The following is a 21488-nucleotide window of genomic DNA, read 5'->3' on the forward strand; positions in this document are numbered from 1 at the left end:
GGGGGCCTCTCGCGATGAAGCTAGGATCGACGGTCGATGACGAAGGCGAAGAGTTGACCCAGAACCCTGGCGCTGTCACCGAAAATGTCAAGGCGACCCAATGCCGACCGGCGCAGCTCCTCGAGCTTGGCCCTGGCGCCGGCAACGCCCAGGCGACGCACGAAGGTGGCTTTGCCGACCTCGCTGTCGCGACCGGAATCCTTGCCGGTGACCGCACTGTCGCCTTCGAGATCGAGGAGATCGTCCTTGATCTGGAAGGCGAGGCCGAGATCGTGCGCATAGCCGCGAAGCGCTTCCGTCTCGGCGGATCCAGCCCGGCCGAGGACAGCACCTGCCTCGCAGGAGAAGCCGATGATCGCTCCGGTCTTCAGGCGCTGGAGCGTCGTGATCTCGGCAACGGTCAGCTCCTGCCGTTCGGCCAGAAGGTCGATCATCTGCCCACCGCACATGCCGAGCGCCCCCGAGGCCTCGGCGAGCTTTCGGACGAGCCGGCAGCGCTGGCCGGGATCGGCACCGTAATCGTCGCGCGCCAGCACCTCGAAGGCCAGTGCCTGCAGCGCATCGCCGGCGAGGATGGCGGTGGCCTCGTCGAAGGCGCGGTGGCAGCTCGGCCGGCCGCGGCGGAGCGCCGCGTCGTCCATGGCCGGCAGGTCGTCATGGACCAGCGAATAGGCGTGGATCAGCTCGACGGCAGCCCCCACGCGAATGGGGGCGGCACCGGTGATGCCGAACAGCTCGGCCGTGGCCGCGACCAGGAACGGGCGCAGCCGCTTGCCGCCACCGAGCGCAGCGTAGCGCATGGCCTCGTTGAGGCGGGCCTGAGCGCCCTCCGCCGCCGGCAGGAGGGCCGCGAGTTCGACCTCGACGGCGGCAGCGACGGTCGCCATCCGCGCCTCGAGCAGGACCGTGCTCATTGCTCCTCGAACGGCGTCAGCTTCGGGGTGCCATCGCGCTCGAGCGTGAGCTTCTCTACCCGGAGCTGCACCTGACGCAGCTTCTCCGCGCAATGCTGGCGCAGCGCCGTGCCGCGCTCGTAGGCCCGGATCGAGCTTTCGAGGTCGAGCTGGCCGCGCTCGAGCTTCTGAACGATCGCTTCCAGCTCGGCCAAGGCCTCCTCGAAGCTCATCTGCGCCACCGGCCGCGTGGCCGCGTTCCCCTGCTCGGGGCCGATGAAGGGCTCCGCCATCGTGTCTCAGTTCTCCGCAAGCGCCTTGAGGTGGGCGACGACGCTGCGTGCGAGCGCCGCCGGATCATAGCCGCCCTCGAGGACGGAGACGATCCTTCCTTGCGCATGGGCCTCAGCGAGCTTGACCAGCTCACGTGTCGCCCAGGCGAAGTCCTCCTCGAACAGGGCGAAGCTCGCGAGCGGGTCCTCGGCGTGGGCGTCGAAGCCGGCCGAGATCAGGATCAGCTCGGGCCGCCAGCGGTCGATCGCCGGCAGGACGTCGCGCTCGACCACCTTGCGCCAGGCCTGGCTGCCGGTTCCGGGGGGCAGCGGCCGGTTCAGGATGTTGCCCTTGATGCCGCGCTCGCCGACGTGGCCGGTGCCGGGATAGAGCGGCGACTGGTGGGTCGAGACGTAGAGCGTGTCGGGGTCGTCGAAGAACGTGTCCTGGGTGCCGTTGCCGTGGTGCACGTCCCAGTCGAAGATGGCGATGCGCGAGAGCTTGTGCACCGCGCGCGCCTGCATGGCCGCGACCGCGACGTGGTTGAAGAGGCAAAAGCCCATCGCCGTCATCGGCTCGGCATGATGGCCGGGCGGGCGCATGGCGCAGAAGGCCCGCTTCGCCTCGCCGGCCATCACGGCGTCGACGGCAGCACAGGCCGCACCGGAGGCGCGCAGAGCCGCCTCGCCGGAATGAGGGTTCAGGACCGTGTCGCTGTCGATCCGCACATAGCCCTCGTGCGGCACGGCGGCGAGAATGCGGCTCGTGTGGAGCTCGGGGTGGACGCGCTGGATCTGCTCGAGCGTCGCGAGCGGCGCTTCCCGCCGCTCGAGGCCCGGAACCGTCGCCTCCTCGAGGCAGCGCAGGATCATCTTGAGCCGGATCGGCGCTTCGGGATGGCCGGGACCGGGATCGTGCTGCTGCGCCACCGGATGGGTGTAGAACAGAACCGTCATCGCCCGACGCCTCCCCACGCGATCCTCGCTCCTGTGGAACGTTATCGACCCCCGTGGAGGCCGAGGCAAGGGCGCCGCCCTGCGGCGTGGTTTCCCCCTGCCGCGCGGAGCCGGATGGCGCGTCGGCCCGTCTCGTCGAGGCCGTGGCGGTTCGTCGGGTGCCAGTCGAAGCGCGGGAGATCGGCGAGGCGGTAGGGGCAAAGTGTTGGGAGATGCCGTCGGCCGCGCTCGCTTACCCGCGGCGGCGCAGCCCGCCTCGCACCTTGGAAGTGCGGGCATGGATCCGATTTCCATCGGGTAGTCCCGAACCGGATCGGGCCGACATTGGCACGAGCTCCGAGCCGGGTCCCGAGCTCAGGCCGCGAGCTGGGCGAGATCGCTCATCAGCTTCCTTGCCGCCTTCAGCCGCTCGGCCGGGCTCCTGGTCTCGCGCAGATAGACCAGCTTGTGGTCGGGCCGGACCTTCATCTGGCCCTTGCTCTCGGCGATCAGCCGCACGAGCCGCTCGGGCTTCGCGAACCGGTTCTCGTGGAAGGCGAGCACGATGCCCTTGGGGCCGGCGTCGAGCTTCACCACGTTGGCCCGGCGGCAGAGCTGCTTGATCGCCACGATCTGCAGGAGCTGCTCCGTCTCGGGCGGCATCTTGCCGAAGCGGTCGACGAGCTCGGCCGCGAACGCATCGAGCTCCTCGGGTGTGGTGAGGTGAGCCAGACGCCGGTACATCGACAGCCTGAGGTCGATGTCGCCGATGTAGCTCTCGGGCATGAGCGCCGCCGCATCGATCGTGATCTGCGGCGTCCACTCCGAGGGCGCTTCGGCTTCGGCCGGCTCGCCGGCCTGCCGCTCGCGGAGCGCTGCCACCGCCTCCTCGAGCATGTGGTTGTAGAGCTCGAAGCCGACCTCGCGGATCTGGCCGGACTGCTCCTCGCCCAAGAGATTGCCTGCACCCCGGATGTCGAGATCGTGGCTCGCGAGCTGGAAGCCCGCTCCCAGCCCGTCGAGCGACTGGATGACGCTCAGGCGCTTCTCCGCGGTCTCGGCCAGGGCTTTTTGCGCCGGCACGGTGAAGTAGGCGTAGCCGCGTACCTTCGAGCGGCCCACACGGCCGCGGAGCTGGTAGAGCTGGGCGAGGCCGAAGAGATCGGCGCGGTGCACGATCAGCGTGTTCGCCGTCGGGATGTCGAGGCCGCTCTCGATGATGTTGGTGGCGATCAGAAGGTCGAGCTTGCGGTCGTAGAAGTCGCCCATGACCTGCTCGAGGTCCTTGGCCGCCATCTGGCCGTTGGCCATGCCGATCTTGACCTCGGGTACCAGCTTCTCGAGGTCCTGCCGGAGCTTCGGCTGGTCGGCCACGCGCGGGCAGACGTAGAAGGTCTGCCCGCCGCGATAATGCTCGCGCAGGATCGCCTCGCGCAGGACGACCGGATCGGCCGGCATGACGAAGGTGCGCACGGCGAGCCGGTCGACGGGCGGTGTGGCGATGATCGAGAGATCCTTCATCCCGCCCAAGGCCATGTGCAGCGTGCGCGGGATCGGGGTCGCCGTCATGGTGAGCACGTGGACCTCGGCGCGGAGCTGCTTCAGCCTCTCCTTGTGGGTCACGCCGAAATGCTGCTCCTCGTCGATGACGACGAGGCCCAGGTTCTTGAAGCTCACCCCCTTGCCGAGAAGGGCGTGCGTGCCGATGACGATGTCGACCTGACCCTCGGCCAGGGCCTTCTTGACCTCGGCCGCCTCCCTGGCGCTCACGAAGCGCGAGAGCTGCGCCACCCGGACCGGCAGGCCCTCGAAGCGGGTCGCGAACAGCCGGTAGTGCTGGCGGACGAGGAGCGTCGTCGGCGCCAGCAGCGCCACCTGCTTCCCGGACATGGCGGCCACGAACGCGGCGCGCAGCGCCACTTCCGTCTTGCCGAAGCCGACATCGCCGCAGATGAGCCGGTCCATCGGCCGGCCCGAGGCCATGTCGGTGAGTACGGCCTCGATCGCCGCGAGCTGGTCCTCCGTCTCTTCGTAAGGAAAACGGGCCGCGAACTCCTCGTAGATGCCGGGCGGCAGGTCGAGCACCGTCCCTTTGCGCGTCGCCCGCTCGGCCGCGATCTTGATCAGCTCCTCGGCCAGCTCCTTGATGCGCTCCTTGACCTTGGCCTTCCGCGCCTGCCAGCCGACGCCGCCCAGCTTGTCGAGGACGACCTCCTGGTCGGCGTGGCCGTAGCGCGAGAGCACGTCGAGGTTCTCGACCGGCACGAACAGCTTGTCGCCGCCCTGGTAGACGAGCTTCAGGCAGTCGTGGGGCGCGCCGCCGATCTCGAGCGTCACCAGCCCCTCGAAGCGGCCGATGCCGTGCTCGGCGTGGACGACGATGTCGCCCTCGCTCAAGGCGGTCACGTCCTGGATGAACTTGTCGGCGGCGCGGCGGCTGCGCTTGGGCACGTTCGCGAGCCGGTCGCCGAAAAGATCGTGCTCGCCCAGGATGTGGATGGTCCTGGTCCTGAAGCCGCGCTCGAGCGGCAGGACCGCGATCGCCGCCCCCGCCACCTTCGGCACCTCGGTCCAGCGCTGCACACGGGTGAGGCGGTCGAAGCCATGATCGGCGAGGACCTGCTTCAGCCGCTCGGCCGCCCCCTCGCTGTAGGCGGCGATCAAGGGCTTCTCGCCGGCCGCGATCAGCTCCTCGAGGTGCGCCACGATGGCGTCGAACAGGTTGATCGAGCGGTCGGCGCGCTCGCGGGCGAAGTCGCGCGCGGGATGGCCGCCCAGGTCCTTCACCGCCGTGATCCCGGCGGGCGGACGCGGTGGGGGGCCGAAGATCGAGAACTGCAGGCGCGTATGCGGCTCCAGCGTGCGCTCGATGCCGCCCTCGTCGAGATAGAGCAGTTCGGGCGGCAGCGGGCGGTAGGGCGTGGTGCCGAAGCTGGTGCCGGCGGCGGGCGGCTGCAGGCGCGCCTCGTAATGCTCGCCGATCAGCGCCGCCCGCGATCGGATCGCGTCCATGGCGAGATGGTCGAGGCCGATCTCGCAGTCGTCCTCGAGATAGGCGGTGAGCGGGACGAGATCGGGATGGAACAGCGGCAGCCAGTGCTCCATACCGGGGAAGCTGCGGCCGGCCTCGACGGCTTCGAGCAGGGGGTCGCCGGTGACGGCACCGAACTGGCGCAAATATCCGGCCTTGAAGCGCTCGGCCGCGGCCGTATCCATGAGCACCTCGCTCACCGGCATGAGCTCGAGGGCCGCGATCTTGCCGGTCGAGCGCTGGGTGAGCGGATCGAAGGTACGCAAGGATTCGAGCACCGCCCCGAAGAAGTCGAGGCGGACGGGCTGGTCGAGCCCGCTCGGGTAGATGTCGACGAGGCCGCCGCGCACGGCGTAGTCGCCGGCTTCCACCACCGCACTCGTGCGGTGATAGCCGTTGCGCTCGAGATAGGCGACGAGGGCGTCGCGATCCACGCGCGCCCCCGCCTCGAGGCGGAAGTGGGCGGCGCGCACGCGCTCGGGTGGGGGCACTTTCTGCAGGATCGCGTTGGCCGAGGTCAGGACGAGGCGCGGCTTCTCGCCGGGCCCCGCGGCGAGCCGGGCGAGCGCGCGCAGCCGCTCCGCCATGATGGCGGTGTTGGGCGAGATGCGATCGTAGGGCAGGCAGTCCCAAGCCGGAAAGCTGACGATCTCGATCTCGGGCGCGAAGAAGCGCACGAGATTCGCGATGAAGCTCATGCGCGGCCGGTCGCGGGCGATGTGCAGGATGGTGCTCGCCCGCCCGCGCCGGAGACGGGAGGCGAGATAGACCGCCTCCAGGCCTTCGGGCGCGTTGGCGAGGAGGACAGCATCCACCCGCCCGGCAGGACGATTCTCGTCGGAGCTGACGGCCGGCTCGGCGCCGGCCGCGATCACGGGGGAAAGCTCGTTCACACCGAAGGCTCGAAGCTGCGCAACATCCGAAAGACGTCGTTGTCGTGTTGGGGCGGGACCGGCTCGCGCCCATATATCCAGGCGAGAATGTCCTGGTCGGGCTCGCCTAGGAGCGCCTCGTAGCGATCGAGCTGGGCGTCGTCCAGGAGCGGCAGCCAGGTCGTCGCGAACTGCCCGAACAGGAGGTCGCTCTCCTTCACCCCCCGATACCGGCTACGATGCAAGAGCCGTTTGCGCCGGATGTCTCGTGCCGTCTCGCTCATGTCGTCACTCCAGCCCGCTGACTCGACCATGCCGGTTGCCGACGAGACCCGCGATCTAGCTCAAAGCCGGGCGTCGGCCAAGCCGCAGCCCGCGATGGCCGACGGGCTGCGCCCGCACGTGCTCGATCCCCTGTTCGCGCCCGTGAGCGGCCTTGCGGGCGTCGGCCCGGCGGTCGGGGACGCGCTGGCACGTCTCCTGGGCCGGCGTCAGCCGCGCTGCCTCGATCTCCTCGGCCATCTGCCCACGGATGCCGTCGATCCGACGCCACGGGAGCGGCTGGGTCCGGCCGATGACGGCAAAATGGTGTCTCTCCGCGCCCGGATCGAGGGACATCGCGCCGCACCGCCGGACAAGCGGGCCCCTTACCGCATCCAGGCGCGCGCCGCCGGCGAGCGGATCGAGCTCGTCTTCTTCCGGACCAAGGGCGATTTCCTCGGCAATCGCTTCGCGATCGGCAGCGAGGTGCTGATCCACGGCCAGCTCGGCCGTTTCGGCGACCGCTGGCAGATGGTCCATCCCGACCTCCTCGACCCGCGCCGCATCGGCGAAGGATTGCTGCCGGTCTATCCCCTGGTCCAGGGCCTGACGCAGGGGCGGCTGCGCAACGTCGTGCGGGCGGCGCTGGCGCGCGTGCCCGAGCTGCCGGAATGGCTCTCGCCCGAGCTGCGGCGGCAGGGCTGGCCCGGTTGGGCCGAAGCGCTCCACATCGCGCAGCGGCCGGCGACGCCGGAGGATCTCGATCCGGCCTCGCCGGCGCGGCTGCGGCTCGCCTTCGACGAGCTGCTCGCGAACCAGCTCGCGCTTACCCTCGTCCGCACCGCGCGCTCGCGGCTGCCGGGACGGGCGCTCGCCGGCAGCGGCGAGCTGTGGCGGCGGCTCGAGGCCTCCCTGCCCTTTCCGCTGACGTCCTGCCAGGAGCGAGCGATCGCCGAGATCGGTGCGGACATGGCCGCGCCGAGCCCGATGCTGCGCCTGCTTCAGGGCGATGTCGGCAGCGGTAAGACGGTGGTGGCGCTGTTCGCCATGCTGCGCGCGGTCGAGGCCGGCGCGCAGGCGGCGCTGATGGCGCCGACCGAGGTGCTGGCGCAGCAGCACGCCGCTACGCTGGCGGCACTCGCCGACCCGCTCGGGCTCGAGGTGGCGCTGCTCACCGGCAAGGAGCCGACGGCCCGCCGCCGCCGGACGCTGGAGCGCCTCGCCGACGGCTCGCTGCCGCTCGTGGTGGGCACCCACGCCCTGTTCCAGGAGGCCGTGACCTTCCACGATCTGGGCCTTGCCGTGATCGACGAGCAGCACCGCTTCGGCGTGGGCCAAAGGCTCGATCTCGTGAGCAAGGGCCATGCCGTCGACGTGCTGCTCACGACGGCGACCCCGATTCCGCGCAGCCTCGTCCTTGCGGCCTATGGCGATCTCGCCACCGCGAAGCTCGTGACCAAGCCGCCGGGCCGCAAGCCGATCGTGACCGCGGCGGTGCCGAACGAGCGGGTCGAGGAGGTGATCGAGGCCACCGCCCGCGCGCTCGCCCGTGGCGAGCGGATCTACTGGATCTGCCCGCTCGTCGAGGAGAGCGAGACCGCCGCCGCCATGGCGGCCATCGAGCGGCACCGGCTCTTGAGCGAGCGGTTCGGCGGCATCGTGGGTCTGGTCCACGGCCGACTGTCGAGCCGCGACAAGGAGGCTGCAATCCAGGCCTTCGCGCGCGGCGACGCGCGGCTCCTCGTCGCCACGACGGTGATCGAGGTCGGCGTGGACGTGCCGGACGCCAGCATCATCGTGATCGAGCATGCCGAGCGCTTCGGCCTCGCCCAGCTTCATCAGCTCCGCGGACGCGTCGGCCGCGGCGAGCGGCCTTCGGCCTGCCTCCTGCTCTATGATCCGCCCTTGAGCCAGGCCGCGCGCGCCCGGCTCGCGATCCTGCGGGAGACCGAGGACGGGTTCCGCATCGCGGAGGAGGATCTGCGGCTCCGCGGCCCCGGCGAGGTGCTGGGCCTACGCCAGAGCGGGTTGCCGGCGTTCCGCTTCGCCGATCTCGAGCGCCATGCCGGCCTCCTGCCGCTGGCGCGGGCCGAAGCCGACCGGGCGCTGCAGGAGGACCCCACGCTCTCGGGCGAGCGCGGGCGGGCGCTCCGGCTCCTACTGCACCTGTTCGAGCGTCAGGACGCCGTGCGGCTGCTCGCCGCCGGCTGAGGGACGCTCGTCGTCACGCGGCGGACGCGCCGGTTCGCGCTGGGGACGCTCCGGCGGCATCACGATGCCGCCGGAGATGACCAGCTTCATGCCGTCCTCGACGCTCATGTCGAGATGCACCACCTCGTCCCGCGGCAGGAACAGAAGGAAGCCATAGGCCGGAATCGGCGTCGTGGGCACGAACACGGAGAGGAGGTCGCCGCCGTGCCGCCGCCCGATCTCGCCCGTGGCCTCGCCGGTGACGAAGCCCAGGGACCAGATGCCGGGGCGTGGATATTCGATCATCACCACCTCGCGGAAACTGCGCGAGGATTGCGAGAGCATGGTCTCGAAGAGCTGCTTCAGCGTGCCGTAGATGCCGCGCACAATCGGCGTGCGGTCGAGCAGCCATTCTCCGGTCTGCATGATGGTCCGCCCGGCGATCCCGGCCGCGAACCAGCCGATCAGGACGAGGAGGCCCAGGATCACGACGAGGCCGATGCCGGGCACGGCGAACGGCAGGTAGGTCTCGGGGTTGTAGGCGGTCGGGATGAACTGACTCACCGTCTGGTCGAAGTAGCGCAGCACGTGCCAGACGATGAACAGGGTGATGCCGATGGGTGCCGCGACGATGATGCCGGCGAAGAGATAATTTCTCAGGCGATGCGGAAAGGACTTGCGCTCGCTCGCCGCGTGCGCCTCCCCCCGCCCGTGCCCGCTGGCTGCCGTCTCCTCGCCGTTTCCCGCCATCGCAAACGTTCCGACCTGCCCATCCCGACGGCTCGCAGCATAGCGCCGCGAAACCGCTAGGCAACCGCCCGCTCCAGCGGAAGGGCCGCGCCCGACTGTCGCCCACGGTCATTTGATGGCATCCGAGCCGAATCCGAAGCCGGCAAAATTATCTAAAATGCCTGCGATCTTTTAGGCAAGTTCCCTAATAAGTAAATGAAAATGAGAATTGTTGACACCGATGTTCCCGAACGCATTAATCGAGACGGCACGCAAGATCACCGCTCCGACCGGCGAGAACCCGCTTCGGATCTCCAAGGGGCGAAAAGGGTGCTGGAGGCTTCCGGGAGCGGATGGAGGGGAACATGACGGTCATCACCAACGCGACACTGCTGATCCGCCGCATCGGCGAGCTGCAGCGAAAGCGCGCCGCCCTGGCCGAGCGCCAGGAGCAGCTGCGCGGCAGCCTGCCGGACTGGGCCTTGGCACCGCTGCAGCTCGCCGGCATGAGCGCCGCCGAGATCCGGCAGTTCATGAGCGACCTTTCCGAAGCCGAGCGCAAGGCCGGCCTCGACGAGCTCGAGCGCGAGCTCGAGCAGCTCGACCGGCAGATCGAGGAGCTGGAGAACGTCCTGCTCACCACCCCGGCCTGCACGCTCGACGGAGTCCAGGCCATGCTCGACCTGGCGATCGCCCGCTTCCGTGCCCAGGTCGCCACCGATCCGACGGACGTCTTCTACGATTACGGCGAGGCGCGCGTCCTCACCTTCCTCGAGCGCGCCGCCGACGACCTTCGGGCCTTCCTGCAGGCCGAGCAGCGCGCGGCGAGCTGAGCCCGGCCAGGCCCGGGGCAGCGCCTCGACCGCCCTTTCCTAGTAGTGGGGCTTGACGTCGATCAGGGTAGCCTTGGCACGCTCGTCCTCCTCGCGCAGCTTCTCCCGGGCGCTCAGCGAAAGCTGGAGGTGCAGCTCCTTGAGCTGCTTCTCGCTCACGCGGCTGGGAGCACCCAGGAGGAGCTCTTCGGCGCGCTGCGAGAGCGGGAAGGCCGTGACCTCGCGCAGGTTCGGCGTATCGGCGAGGAGCATGACGATCCGGTCGACACCGGGTGCTATGCCGCCGTGAGGGGGAGCGCCGTAATGCAGGGCCCGGAACATGCCGCCGAACTTCTCTTCCAGCACGTCCCGGCCGTAGCCCGCGATCTCGAACGCCTTCGCCATGATGTCGGGGCGATGGTTGCGGATGGCACCCGAGCTCAGCTCGATGCCGTTGCAGACGATGTCGTACTGGTAGGCCAGGATGTCGAGCGGGTCCTGGTTCTGAAGCGCGTGCATCCCGCCCTGCGGCATCGAGAACGGGTTGTGGGAGAAGGCGATCTGCTTGTTCTCTTCGTCCCACTCGTACATCGGGAAATCGACGATCCAGCAGAACCGGAAACAGTTCTTCTCGACGATCCCGAGCTCCTCGCCGACGCGCGTGCGGATCTGGCCCGCGAGCTTGGCCGCCGCATCGGCCTTGTCGCAGACGAAGAACACGGCATCGCCGGTCGTGAGGCCGGCGGCCGCGCGCAAGGCCTGGAGCCGCGCGGGCTCGAGGAACTTCGCGATCGGGCCCTTCGCCTCGTCCTCGACCAGCGTGACCCAGCCCAGGCCCGGCGCGCCCAGGCTCTGCGCGTAGGCCACCATCTGATCGAAGAAGCTCCTGGGCCTGCCGACCGCATCGGGGGCCGGCACGGCGCGCACCACCGCCCCGTTCTCGATCGCACCGGCGAACACCTTGAAGCCGGAACCGCGGAACACCTCCGTCACGTCGGCGATCTCGACGGGGTTGCGCAGGTCGGGCTTGTCGGTGCCGTACTTCAGCATCGCCTCGCGGAACGCGATCCGCGGGAACGGCGGCGGGGTGACGTGCCAGTCCGTGAACTCGGTGAACACGCCGTGCATCACGGGCTCGACTGCGGCGAACACGTCGTCCTGCGTGACGAAGCTCATCTCGATGTCGAGCTGGTAGAACTCGCCGGGGCTGCGGTCGGCGCGGGCGTCCTCGTCCCGGAAGCAGGGGGCGATCTGGAAGTACCGATCGAACCCGGAGATCATGTAGAGCTGCTTGTACTGCTGCGGCGCTTGTGGCAGGGCATAGAACTTGCCTGGATGCAGGCGCGAGGGCACGAGGAAGTCGCGCGCCCCCTCGGGCGAGCTCGCCGTGAGGATCGGCGTCTGGAACTCGGTGAAGCCCTGCTCCGTCATCCGCCGGCGGATGCTCGCGATGACCGCCGAGCGCAGCATGATGTTCCGGTGCATCTTCTCGCGCCGGAGGTCGAGGAAGCGGTACTTGAGCCGGGTCTCCTCGGGGTAGTCGCGGTCGCTGTTGACCTGGAGCGGCAGCGGCTCGGCCTCGGACTCGAGGATCATCTCGCCCGCGACGAGCTCGATCTCTCCCGTGGGCAGCGACGGATTGACGGTCTCGGGCGTGCGCGCCACCACCTTGCCGGTGACGGTGACGACGCTCTCCAGCCGCACCCCCTCGGCCGCGGCGAAGGAGGGTGTCCCTGGATGGAAGACGAGCTGCGTGAGGCCGCTGTGGTCGCGCAGATCGATGAAGAGAAGCTGGCCGTGGTCGCGCTTTCGGTGTACCCAGCCGCTGAGGCGCGCCTCGATCCCGACGTCGCTCTTTCTGAGATCGCCGCAGCGGTGCGTACGATAAGGATGCATGCTCGTTTCCGTCGCTGAACCACGTGGTCCGGCCCGAGGCCGAGACGGCGGGTAAAGGTCACGAGAGCGGATGTGGTGTCAAGCGAGGTGACAGACCCGAGATGATATCTGCCCCATGCCGCTGATCACGGATACCCGAGCTCTTGCCGCATTTTGCGACCGCATGCGCCAGGAGCGCTTCGTTGCGGTCGACACCGAGTTCATGCGCGACCGCACCTACTGGCCGCGGCTCTGCCTCGTGCAGGTCGCGGGCGAGAAGGAGGCCGTGGCGATCGATGCGCTCGCCCCCGGCATCGATCTCGCCCCGCTCCTGGCGCTGATGGCCGATCCGGCCGTGCTCAAGGTGATGCACGCGGCACGCCAGGATCTCGAGATCTTCCATCGTCTGGGCCAGTTGCCACACCCCTTCTTCGACACCCAGGTCGCGGCCATGGTGTGCGGCTTCGGCGAGGAGGTCGCCTACGAGACCCTGGTCAACAAGGTAGCGAAGGCCCAGCTCGACAAGAGCTCGCGCTTCACGGACTGGGCACGGCGGCCCTTGACCGAGGCGCAGATCCGCTACGCGCTCGGCGACGTGACCCATCTCAGGGTGATCTACGAGAGCCTCCATGCCCGGATCGAGAAGGCCGGGCGGATGGGCTGGGTCCAGGAGGAGCTCGAAGCGCTGCTCGATCCCAGGCTCTACGAGAACCCGCCCGAGGAGGCGTGGAAGCGCCTGAAGCTCCGCTCGCGCGACGGCCGCTTCGTCGCCATCGTGCAGGCGCTGGCCGCCTGGCGCGAGCGCGAGGCGCAGCGGCGCGACCTGCCGCGCGCGCGCATCATCCGCGACGACCTCCTGCTCGAGGTGGCGGCGAACCGGCCGCAGACCGTCGAGGAGCTGCGCTCGCTCGAGCGGGTGAGCGTCGACAAGGAGGGGGCCGCGGCCATCGTGGCCGCGATCCGCGAGGTCATGGCGCTGCCGCGTGCGGCGCTGCCGCAGCTCCCGGAACCCGTGGTGCTGCCGCGCGGCATCGGCCCCATCGTCGATCTCTTGCGCGTTCTCCTGAAGTATCGCTGCGAGGAGGCCGAGGTGGCGCAGCGCCTGGTCGCGAGCACGGCCGACCTCGAGGCCATCGCCGTGGACGATCGGGCCGACGTGCCCGCCATGCACGGCTGGCGGCGCGAGATCTTCGGCGAGGATGCGCTGGCGCTCAAGGCAGGCCGCCTCGCCCTCGCCGTGCGCGGCCGGCGGCCGGCGGTCATCCGGCTCGAGCAGGGGACGGCTGCATCGTGATCCTGATCGTCGGCCGCGGGTTCATCGGCCGGGCCGTCGCCCAGGCGATGCGACCCGACGAGGTCCGGCTCGTCGGGCACGAGGCCGTGCACGATCCTTCGCTGCTGCGCGGGGTCCGGACGGTCCTGTTCGCAGGGCGTCATCCGGCGCTCGGCACCGAAGCCTGGTCGCCCGACGACGATGCCGAGCTGGCGCTGGCGCACCGAGCCGCCGCAGCGCGGGTGAGCTTCGTGAGCCTCGGCACGCGCAAGGTCTACGCACCTTCCGTCAATCCCTTGAACGAGATCGACCGGGTGGGTCCCGTCGATCTCTACGGCCGGCAGAAGCTCGCCCTCGAGCACGCGCTCTCGCAGGTGCTGGGCCGGCGGCTCACGCGCCTCAGGCTCGCCAACATCTTCGGCTACGAGCGGATCTCGGGCCGGAACAGCTTTCTCGCCCAGGCCCTGATCGGCCTGTCGCGGCGCGACGAGATCCGCTTCGACATGAGCCCGTTCGTCCAGCGCGACTTCCTGCCCGTGGAGCTCTGCGCCCGCTGGCTCGCCGAGATCGCGCGGCGCCCGCCGGGCGGTGTGCTCAACGTCGGCTCGGGCGTGGCGCTCCCCACAGGCAAACTGGCCTTATGGCTGATCGAGGGCTACGGCCGTGGCCGACTCGTCGTCGAGAGTCCGGAGGAGCGCGATTCCTTCGTCCTCGACACGCGCAACCTGAAAGCCTTGCTCGGCGGCGAAGGCTGCAGCCTCGAGGATCTGCGCCGCCACACGCTCGCCATCGGCCAGCGGCTGCGGCAGGAGATCTACCGGCGCTGACCCGAGCGCTCCCGGACCTCGGAACCCCGGCAGCGCCTCTTCCGTTAGGCTCATCGTCTGCGCCTCCCTGCCGACCTGCCGCGCGAGCCGACCTTGCCCGAGGCCGAAACCCGACCTTCGCCCATCCTCGCCGACCCCGCTGCCTGCTGGCGGCGGAGCCTCGCCACGCGCGTGGCACCGCTCGTGGACGGTGCCGCCTATTTCGCGGCACTCGCGCGGGCGCTGGAAGCGGCCAAGCACAGCGTCTTCGTCCTGGGCTGGGACATCAACGCCGACCTCGTGCTCGATCCGCCCCAGGGCGAGCCGCTCGACCGGCTGCTCGACCGGCTCACGGCCGAGCGGCCGGAGCTCGAGGTCCGGCTTCTGATCTGGGACTGGATCCTGTTCTACAGCCTCGACCGCCAGTTTCTGCCGCAATGGCGCTTCGATCTGCGCACGGGCGATCGGGTGCGGTTCCGGCTCGATGCCTGCCATCCCGCGGGTGGCTGCCACCACGAGAAGCTCGTGGTGATCGACGGCAGGCTCGCGTTCGTGGGCGGCATCGACCTCACCGCCGGCCGCTGGGACACCCCGGCGCACCGGCCGCGCGAGCCGCGGCGCGGCATCGGTCCGAACGACGAGCGCCCCCCGTTCCACGATCTCATGCTGATGCTGGAGGGCCCGGTCGCGGCCGACCTCGAAGAGCTCGCCCGTGAGCGCTGGCGGGTGGCGAGCGGCGAGGACCTGCCGCCGACACGAGCACCGGCCGATGCGCCCTCGCCCTGGCCCGATCACGTCGCACCCTGGTTCCGGGACGTGGCGGTGGGGATCGCCCGTACCCGTCCCTCGGGCCGCGGCTGGACGCCCGTGCGCGAGATCGAGCGGCTCTACGCGCGCGCGGTCGCCGCGGCCGAGCGCACGGTCTATATCGAGAACCAGTACCTCACGGCGGACCGGATCGCGGCGGCGCTGGCCGAGCGTGCCCGGCAGGTACCGGGGCTCGAGGCCGTGATCATCACACCGACGCGCTGCGAGGGCTTGCTCGAGACCGCGGTCATGGACGTGGGCCGGGCGCGCTTCATCCGCCGCCTGCGCAGCGGCTTCGGCAGCGAGCGGCTGCGCGTGCTCTACCCCGAGGTGGGGAGCGAGGACGGCGAGCGGATAGCCGTCAACGTGCACACGAAGCTCCTGATCGTCGACGACCGCTTCTTGTGCCTGGGCTCGGCCAACCTCGCCAATCGCTCGATGGGGCTCGACACCGAGATCGACGTCGCGATCGAGGCGGAGCCCGAGGACGCTGCGGTGCGCGGCGCCATCCGGCGCCTGCGCGACACGCTCCTGGCCGAGCATCTCGAGACCACACCCGAGGCCGTCGCGGCCGCGATCGCGGCGGCGGGCGACCGGATCGTGCCGGTGGTCGACCAACGGAGCGGGCGGCTGAGCGAGCTGCGCCTCAGCCTGCCGACCTGGCTGCGGCTCGTAGCCTCGCCGGCCCGACTCGCGGATCTCGACGAGCCGCTCACCGCCGCCAAGGTCACAGAGCACCTGGTCACACCCCGCCGGCAGCATCACTGGCGGCAGCGTCTCTTGCGCCTCGGCGCCGTTCTGGTGCTGCTCGTGATCCTGGCGCTCCTCGCGCGCAGCGACGTGCTGGGGTTCGAGGACCGGCTCCATGCCGTGTTCGCGCTGGCCGAGCATTATCGGGCGAGCCCCTTGGGTGCGGTGATCGTGCTCGCGGCCTTCGTGCTGGGAAGCCTGGTCCTGATGCCGATCACGCTCCTGATCGCGCTCACCGCGGCCACCATGGGGCCGGCTCTGGGCTTCGTCTACGCACTTCTCGGCTCGATCATCGCCTCGGCCGCGACCTTCCTTCTCGGCCGCGCGCTCGGCCGGGAGCGGGTGCGCCGCCTCGCCGGCCGACGTCTCGCTGCCGTCAGCCGCCGGCTGGGCAGCCATGGCATCCTCGCGGTGGTGCTCTTGCGCTTCGTGCCGATCGCACCGTTCACGATCGTCAACATCGTGGCCGGGGTCTCCGAGATTTCCTTGCGCGACTTTGTGATCGGCAGCGCACTCGGCCTTCTTCCCGGCATCACTCTCGCCACCCTGTTCGGCGACCGGCTCGGCGACTGGATCAGGAAGCCCGATCCGCTCGGGCTCGTGGTACTCCTGGGCTGCCTCGCCCTCCTCATTGCCGGCGGCGCTGCGCTCAAGCGCTGGGGGCGCAGCCGCATCACTGCCTGAAAGCCGCTCCTTGCGCCTCGTCTCCTACAACATCCATAGCTGCGTCGGCACGGATGGCCGCCGCGATCCCGCCCGGATCGCGGCGGTCCTGGAGCAGCTCGAGCCCGACGTCGTGGCGCTGCAGGAGGTGGACAGCCGGGTGAGCCGCGGCGGCCTCGACCAGGCGACGATCCTGGCCGTCCGGCTCGGCATGGGGCTGGTCGAGGGCCCGCTCCTGCGCGAGCACATCGGCCATTACGGCAACGCGCTCTTGAGCCGCTGGCCGCTGCGGCTTCTGACCGAGGCCGAGTTCGCGGCGCAGGGGCGGGAGCGGCGGGGGTGGATGGAGGTCGAGATCCTGGAGCCCGACGGCCCCACCTGGAACGTCGTCGTCACCCATCTCGACCTCGTGAGCAGCGTGCGCTCGGCGCAGCTCGCCGAGCTCGCCGCACGGGTCGCCGGCATGGACGGGCCGCTGGTCCTCGCGGGCGACCTCAACGAGTGGCGACCCTGGCTGCGCCGGCTCGACGGGCTACGGAAGGTGACCCAGGTGCTGGCGGCACGCGCGAGCTTCCCGAGCCGGCTGCCCGTCCTCGCCCTCGACCGGCTGGCGCTGAAGGGGGCCGTGGTGCGCGCCGGCCCGATCGTGGCAACCTCGCCGCTGGCACGTTGCGCCTCCGATCACCTGCCGCTCTGGGTCGAGGTTGGGCCGGCGCGCGCAGGACGTCGAGCCCCGAGCGGGCCAGCCTGCCGCGCATGATTTGACTTGCATCAAAACAATATTAGAATTATTCTAAAGAATATCCTCGATCGACGGCGACGCGAACGCGCGTGCCGCGCTGCTGCGGAGCCACGCCAATTCGGGGGTTGCCCCATGCGCCATTCGCTCGCCGCGACGCTTGCCGCCCTGAGGACGCTCACCGGCGAGCAGCGGCCGGCTTCCTGAAGCGACCGGCGGTGCCGGGGCGAGGCTCCCTCGCCCCGGTGTCCGGGCACTCAGCGCACGCGCTCGGCCGTGAAGCGGCGGCTCGGGCGCACGAGCTGGTCTTGCGCCGCCACGAGCTCGAGCTCGCGCGAGCCGGCGCGATGGGTCGCCTCGACCAGCGCGTACATGGCCGAGACCGCATTCTCGAGCGTGGCCTCGAGCCGGCCGGTGGCGAGCCAGTGGCCGAGGAAGAGCGCCGTGAACGCATCGCCCGTGCCGTTCAGGCTCACAGGGAGACGCGGCGTGCGGACGAGCCAGCCCGCCTCGGCGCTGTCGGCGAGGACGGCGAGCTCTTCTTCGTCGCCGAGCACGAGGCTCGTGCAGACGACGATTCCGGGACCTGTGGCGCGGACCCGGGCCGCGGCCCTGAGCGCGTCGTCGAGGCTGCGGATCTCGAGTCCGGCGAGCCAGGCGAGCTCGAACTGGTTGGGGGTGACGATGTCGGCCGCCGGCACCGCCCGCTCCTTGAAAAACTCGGGAATGCCGGGGCGGACGAAGAAGCCCCTGCCCTCGTCGCCCATGACGGGATCGCAGGCATAGAGCATGTCGGGACGCACCGCGCGCACGCGGGCCACGGTGCGCAGCACCTCCTCGCCGAGCGAGGGGGCGCCGAGATAGCCGGAGAGCACGGCCCGCGTGCGCGGGATGGCGCCGCGCTCGGCCATGCCCTCGATGATCTCCTCGATCCAGTCGAGGCCGACGATCCGGCCGCGCCAGGCACCGTAGCCGGTATGGTTGCTGAACAGCACCGTGTTCACCGGCCAGACCTCGAAGCCTAAGCGCTGCAGCGGGAACACCGCGGCGCTGTTGCCGACATGGCCGTAGGCCACGGCCGATTGGATGGAGAGAATGCCGTCGCGCATGTGAGGGCCGTTCCCGTCGCAGGCTCACGGTGGAGAGAGCCCCCTAGAAAGCGCGGGCGCTCCGCCCTTGCAAGCTGCCGCCTCGACAGGCGGGGCATCTCTCTCTATCTCCACGGCCGAGCTGCCGCATGGAGCCGTCATGACCACGCAACCCGCCGATCTGCGCCGCCACTACGACCGCGATGCGCTCCTCGAGGAACAGGCCCTCCCCGATCCCGTGGCGCAGTTCGAGCGCTGGTTCCAGGAAGCCCTCGCGGCCGGCGACATCTACGAGCCCAACGCCATGGCGGTGGCGACCGTGGGACCGGACGGCCAGCCTTCGCTGCGCATGATCCTGCTCAAGGGCTTCGATGCGGACGGCTTCGTCTTCTACACCAACCTCGAGAGCCGCAAGAGCGAGGAGCTGCGCGCCAACCCCAAGATCGCACTCCTGTTCTGGTGGGATCGGCTGCACCGGCAGGTGCGGATCGAAGGCACGGCGACGCGCGTGAGCGAGGCCGAGGCCGATGCCTATTTCCGGAGCCGGCCCTACGGCAGCCGGATCGGCGCTCACGCCTCGCCGCAGAGCCGCGTGATCCCCCGCCGCGAGGTGCTCGAGGCACGGGTGGAGGAGCTCGCGGCCCGCTACCCGGACGAGGTGCCGCGGCCGCCGTACTGGGGCGGCTGGCGCGTGCGCCCGGAGCTGCTCGAGTTCTGGCAGGGCCGGCCCAGCCGCCTCCACGACCGGCTGCGCTACGTCCGGCAGGGTGGGACGTGGCGGATCGAGCGCCTCGCCCCGTGATGTGCTAGAGACAGCGTCGCCAGCGACGGGTGAACAGGAAGCTTTCATGAGCGAGCGCAAGACGGTCTTCATCACGGGCGCCAGCCGAGGCATCGGGCATGCGACCGCGGCCTACTTCGTCCGCCATGGCTGGCGGGCGATCACCTGCTCGCGCGAGGAGGTGCCGCCGCAGTGCCCGCGCAACGAGCGGCACGCCCACATCACGATCGATCTCGCCCGGACCGACGCTCTGCCCAATGCGATCAACCGGCTGCACAACATCCTGGAAGGCCAGTCGCTGCACGCGCTCGTGAACAATGCCGGCTACTCGCCCAAGGCCGAGGGCGGCAAGCGGCTGGGCTGCCTCGACGGCGACATGGAGGTCTGGCAGCGGACCTTCGCCATCAACTTCTTCGCACCCGTGTTCTTCAGCCGCGCCTGTGCCCCCCTCCTGGCCGAGACCGGTGGGTCGATCGTCAATCTCACCTCGATCGCCGGCCACCGCGTGCATCCCTTCGCGGGCAGCGCCTACAGCACCTCGAAGGCGGCGCTGACCGCACTCACCCGCGAGCTCGCGGCCGATCTCGCGCATCTCGGCATTCGCGTGAACGCGGTCTGTCCCGGCGAGATCAACACGGCGATCCTCTCGCCCGGCACCGAGGCGCTGGTCGAGCGCATTCCCTTGAAGCGCCTGGGCTCGCCCGACGAGGTGGCGGCCGTGATCTACTATCTGTGCAGCGAGCAGGCCTCCTACGTCACCGGCGCCGAGATCCCCGTGAACGGCGGTCAGGACGTCTATTGAGCGGGACGGCCGGGGCTTCACATCGTGTGGCGGCGAGCTATGGTCGCGGCCGCCAACAACGACCGGGAGCCATCGATGCCCGAAGCACCTGCCGTCCCGACGCCTGCCGCCCTGCCGCTCCGCCTCGAAGGCGCGCGGCTCGCCACGAAGACGCTCGTCGTGGCGCTGGGCACGCTGGTCCTCGCCGCCTCGAGCTGGATCGAGGTGCCGATGGTGCCGGTGCCCATGACCATGCAGACCTACGCGGTCCTGCTCGTGGGCGCCCTTTGCGGCTGGCGGCTGGCGCTCGCCACCGTGCTGGCCTGGCTCGGCGAGGCGATGGTCGGGCTGCCGGTGCTGGCCGGTGGTGCCGGTGGTCTCGCGCACTTCGCGGGTCCGACCGGCGGTTATCTCGTCTCCTTCCCGCTCGCGGCGGCACTCGTGGGCCTTCTCGCCGAGCGCGGCTGGACGAAGCGCGTTCTTCCCGCGTTTGCCGTCATGCTCGCGGGCCATGGCGTGATCTTCGCGCTGGGTGTTTCCTGGCTCGCGACCCGGATCGGGCTCGCGCAGGCGATCGCGTTCGGCCTCACCCCGTTCCTGCTCGGCACCGTACTCAAGTCGGCACTGGCCGTTGCGACCTTGCGGGTCGTGCCACACGGGCGGCGCGCCCGGTGACGGTTCGCCTTCGCGGCCATCACCTACTCTGCCTTCTCACTTACAAGGGCGAGGGCTACGGCCCCGCTTTCGTCGCCAACCTCGACCGGATCGCGGCGCGGCTCGCGGCCGGCGAGGCGGCGCTCGTCGTCGAGGGGCCGGACGATATCTGCGGGCCGCTGGCCGAGGACGATGGCGACGCGCATTGCCATCTGGCCCAGGTGAAAGAGCGCGACCGGAAGGCGCTCGTGGCGCTGACCATCCACATGGGACGGCCGCTCGAGCCGGGTCGGCGTCTCGTGCTCGATCCGACCACGGTGGCCGGCTTGCGTGCCGCCTTCGCCGCAGGCGGTATCCGTCCGGCCTGCGCCGGCTGCGAATGGAACGGGCTCTGTACGGCGATCGCCGATGCGGGTTTCGCGGGCGTGCGGCTGCCCGGCACGCCCGAGCCGTCTAGGCCTTGATCCCGCGCAGGCGGAGATTGCGGCGGCGCAGGAACTCGACCGTGGCGAGGAGCAGCACCGCCACCGCGATCAGGAGCGTCGCCACGGCGAGAATGGTCGGGCTGATATTGTCGCGCAGCCCGTCGAACATCTGCCGCGGCAGGGTGCGCTGCTGCGGGCCGGTGAGGAACATCGCCACCACCACCTCGTCGAACGAGGTGATGAAGGCGAAGAGCGCTCCCGAGATCACGCCGGGTGCGATCAGAGGCAGGATCACGCGGCGGAAGGTATAGGCGGGGTTGGCACCGAGGCTGGCCGCGGCCCGCGGCAGCGACGGGTCGAGGCCCGAGAGCGTCGCCGAGACCGTGATGAGGACGAAGGGAGCGCCGAGAGCGGCGTGGACGAGGGCGAGCCCCAGAAGGCTGTTCGTGAGCCCGAGCGGCAGGAGGAAGAAGTAGCTGCCGGCCGCCACGATCACGAGGGGTACTATCATGGGCGAGATCAGGAAGCCCATGAGCAGGCTCTTGCCGCGGAACTCGGCGCGCGCCAGCCCGAGGGCGGCGAGCGTGCCGAGCACGGTGGCGACGACGGTGGCGATCGAGCCCACGATCAGGCTGTTCTTGAGCGCGTTCTGCCAGGGTGCCGAATGGACGAGCTCGGCGTACCAGCGGAGCGAGAAGCCCGGCAGCGGCAGGGTCAGGATCGTGCCCGAGGTGAACGACAGGGGCACGATCACGAGCAGCGGCAGGATCAGGTAGGCGAGGACGAGCGCCGAGACCAGCCAGAGCAGCGCCCGGCCCGTGCGGCTCGTCGGCAGCGTGGCAACGGTCAT

Annotated in this window: 19 protein-coding genes; 10 read left to right on the forward strand and 9 right to left on the reverse strand. The window is 70.1% G+C overall.

All coding sequences use genetic code 11. The features are described from left to right. Positions 1 to 20: 20 nt before the first annotated feature. From U1T56_RS11530 to U1T56_RS11550, 5 genes are all read right to left on the reverse strand, one after another. Positions 21 to 914, reverse strand: a complete 894-nt coding sequence (locus U1T56_RS11530) for a polyprenyl synthetase family protein (protein ID WP_418159622.1) — start codon at positions 912 to 914, stop codon at positions 21 to 23. After that, positions 911 to 1186, reverse strand: a complete 276-nt coding sequence (locus U1T56_RS11535) for an exodeoxyribonuclease VII small subunit (RefSeq protein ID WP_418159623.1) — start codon at positions 1184 to 1186, stop codon at positions 911 to 913. The genes U1T56_RS11530 and U1T56_RS11535 overlap by 4 nt, the downstream gene beginning before the upstream one ends. Before the next feature lie 6 nt (positions 1187 to 1192). Continuing rightward, on the reverse strand, positions 1193 to 2122 hold the full coding sequence (locus U1T56_RS11540) for a histone deacetylase family protein (protein WP_418159624.1): 930 nt from the start codon (positions 2120 to 2122) through the stop codon (positions 1193 to 1195). Positions 2123 to 2476: 354 nt separating this feature from the next. Beyond that, positions 2477 to 6025: a transcription-repair coupling factor gene (gene mfd / locus U1T56_RS11545; RefSeq protein ID WP_418159625.1), complete on the reverse strand. Its 3549-nt coding sequence runs from the start codon at positions 6023 to 6025 to the stop codon at positions 2477 to 2479. Beyond that, on the reverse strand, positions 6022 to 6288 hold the full coding sequence (locus tag U1T56_RS11550; protein WP_418159626.1) for a succinate dehydrogenase assembly factor 2: 267 nt from the start codon (positions 6286 to 6288) through the stop codon (positions 6022 to 6024). Before U1T56_RS11550 ends, mfd begins: the two co-directional genes overlap by 4 nt. A gap of 94 nt (positions 6289 to 6382) precedes the next feature. Between U1T56_RS11550 and recG the strand changes: the two genes are divergently transcribed. Next, positions 6383 to 8476, forward strand: a complete 2094-nt coding sequence (recG, locus tag U1T56_RS11555; RefSeq protein WP_418159627.1) for an ATP-dependent DNA helicase RecG — start codon at positions 6383 to 6385, stop codon at positions 8474 to 8476. Here the strand turns inward: recG and U1T56_RS11560 are convergent. Beyond that, a complete protein-coding gene (locus U1T56_RS11560) occupies positions 8423 to 9205 on the reverse strand; it encodes a DUF502 domain-containing protein (RefSeq protein ID WP_418159628.1) in 783 nt (260 codons plus the stop codon). The genes recG and U1T56_RS11560 overlap by 54 nt on opposite strands. 344 nt (positions 9206 to 9549) lie before the next feature. Between U1T56_RS11560 and U1T56_RS11565 the strand changes: the two genes are divergently transcribed. Then, the gene (locus U1T56_RS11565; RefSeq protein ID WP_418159629.1) at positions 9550 to 10017 is read left to right on the forward strand and encodes a hypothetical protein; all 468 of its coding nucleotides are present in this window, start codon (positions 9550 to 9552) and stop codon (positions 10015 to 10017) included. Between the two features lie 39 nt (positions 10018 to 10056). Here U1T56_RS11565 and aspS read toward each other — a convergent pair whose 3' ends face one another. Further along, on the reverse strand, positions 10057 to 11892 hold the full coding sequence (gene aspS, locus U1T56_RS11570; protein WP_418159630.1) for an aspartate--tRNA ligase: 1836 nt from the start codon (positions 11890 to 11892) through the stop codon (positions 10057 to 10059). A gap of 115 nt (positions 11893 to 12007) precedes the next feature. Between aspS and rnd the strand changes: the two genes are divergently transcribed. The 4 genes from rnd to U1T56_RS11590 all read left to right on the forward strand — a co-directional run bounded on the left by rnd (position 12008) and on the right by U1T56_RS11590 (position 16930). Continuing rightward, the gene (gene rnd, locus U1T56_RS11575; protein WP_418159631.1) at positions 12008 to 13165 is read left to right on the forward strand and encodes a ribonuclease D; all 1158 of its coding nucleotides are present in this window, start codon (positions 12008 to 12010) and stop codon (positions 13163 to 13165) included. Then, positions 13162 to 13971, forward strand: coding sequence for an NAD-dependent epimerase/dehydratase family protein (locus U1T56_RS11580; protein WP_418159632.1), 810 nt, complete (start codon positions 13162 to 13164; stop codon positions 13969 to 13971). Before rnd ends, U1T56_RS11580 begins: the two co-directional genes overlap by 4 nt. A 93-nt stretch (positions 13972 to 14064) precedes the next feature. Continuing rightward, on the forward strand, positions 14065 to 16191 hold the full coding sequence (locus tag U1T56_RS11585; RefSeq protein WP_418159633.1) for a VTT domain-containing protein: 2127 nt from the start codon (positions 14065 to 14067) through the stop codon (positions 16189 to 16191). Positions 16192 to 16201: 10 nt separating this feature from the next. Next, positions 16202 to 16930 carry an endonuclease/exonuclease/phosphatase family protein gene (locus U1T56_RS11590; RefSeq protein WP_418159634.1) on the forward strand — a complete coding sequence of 243 codons (729 nt, stop codon included), beginning with the start codon at positions 16202 to 16204 and terminating at the stop codon, positions 16928 to 16930. Positions 16931 to 17166: 236 nt separating this feature from the next. On the opposite strand, the gene pdxY is transcribed toward U1T56_RS11590, so the two are convergent. Further along, the gene (gene pdxY / locus U1T56_RS11595) at positions 17167 to 18018 is read right to left on the reverse strand and encodes a pyridoxal kinase PdxY (protein ID WP_418159635.1); all 852 of its coding nucleotides are present in this window, start codon (positions 18016 to 18018) and stop codon (positions 17167 to 17169) included. Between the two features lie 139 nt (positions 18019 to 18157). Here pdxY and pdxH point away from each other — a divergent pair, with 139 nt between their 5' ends. The 4 genes from pdxH (at position 18158) to U1T56_RS11615 (ending at position 20677) form a co-directional block, all read left to right on the forward strand. After that, on the forward strand, positions 18158 to 18799 hold the full coding sequence (pdxH, locus tag U1T56_RS11600) for a pyridoxamine 5'-phosphate oxidase (RefSeq protein ID WP_418159636.1): 642 nt from the start codon (positions 18158 to 18160) through the stop codon (positions 18797 to 18799). Positions 18800 to 18845: 46 nt separating this feature from the next. Then, on the forward strand, positions 18846 to 19580 hold the full coding sequence (locus U1T56_RS11605; protein ID WP_418159637.1) for an SDR family NAD(P)-dependent oxidoreductase: 735 nt from the start codon (positions 18846 to 18848) through the stop codon (positions 19578 to 19580). Between the two features lie 75 nt (positions 19581 to 19655). Further along, positions 19656 to 20234, forward strand: coding sequence for a biotin transporter BioY (locus tag U1T56_RS11610; protein ID WP_418159638.1), 579 nt, complete (start codon positions 19656 to 19658; stop codon positions 20232 to 20234). Continuing rightward, positions 20231 to 20677: a DUF1284 domain-containing protein gene (locus U1T56_RS11615; RefSeq protein WP_418159639.1), complete on the forward strand. Its 447-nt coding sequence runs from the start codon at positions 20231 to 20233 to the stop codon at positions 20675 to 20677. The genes U1T56_RS11610 and U1T56_RS11615 overlap by 4 nt, the downstream gene beginning before the upstream one ends. Here U1T56_RS11615 and U1T56_RS11620 read toward each other — a convergent pair. Then, entirely contained in the window at positions 20667 to 21488 is an 822-nt protein-coding gene (locus U1T56_RS11620; RefSeq protein ID WP_418159640.1) for an ABC transporter permease, read from the reverse strand. The two genes, U1T56_RS11615 and U1T56_RS11620, sit on opposite strands and share 11 nt — an antisense overlap.

The organism is Benzoatithermus flavus (assembly GCF_037908215.1).
Classification (GTDB): domain Bacteria; phylum Pseudomonadota; class Alphaproteobacteria; order Geminicoccales; family Geminicoccaceae; genus Benzoatithermus; species Benzoatithermus flavus.